This window comes from Psychrobacter sp. MES7-P7E (assembly GCF_002863645.1).
In the GTDB taxonomy this organism is placed as follows: domain Bacteria; phylum Pseudomonadota; class Gammaproteobacteria; order Pseudomonadales; family Moraxellaceae; genus Psychrobacter.
Map to the genome: position 1 here is coordinate 1 of NZ_PJBU01000056.1, position 440 is coordinate 440.

The 440-nt window shown below is 45.0% G+C and carries 1 protein-coding gene; it reads left to right on the top strand.

The window, feature by feature from the left end:
- Positions 1-56 precede the first annotated feature (56 nt).
- On the top strand, positions 57-440 hold a 384-nt coding region (locus tag CXF62_RS01480), incomplete at its 3' end, for a transposase (RefSeq protein ID WP_185156573.1).

Below are 440 nucleotides of genomic sequence, written 5' to 3' on the forward strand. Positions count from 1 at the left end.
GAGCCTTTCCTAAAAAGTGTGTAACTGCTTATAATCCACTAACAGGAGAATAAGCAATGACTACTCAATCTGACATTAAAAAACTGGCCGAGCAAATGGCTGGTAGTATGAAAAGCTTCGATGACATCAAAGACTTTCAGAAGCAACTCATGCAGTCCTTTATCGACACTGCCCTTGAAGCTGAGATGGAAGATCATCTCGGCTACCCCAAGCATGAGAAAGCAGATAAACCAAACAAGCGCAACGGACACACTAAAAAGACCGTCCGCAGTGATACAGGCGATCTTGAGATCTCCACCCCAAGAGACCGTCATGGTGACTTTGAACCTACACTCGTGCGCAAGCATCAAACCCGTATTAGCGGCCTTGATGATAAAATCATATTCCTTTACGCCAAGGGTCAAACCACCACCGAGATTGTAGAGAGCATTAAAGAGCTC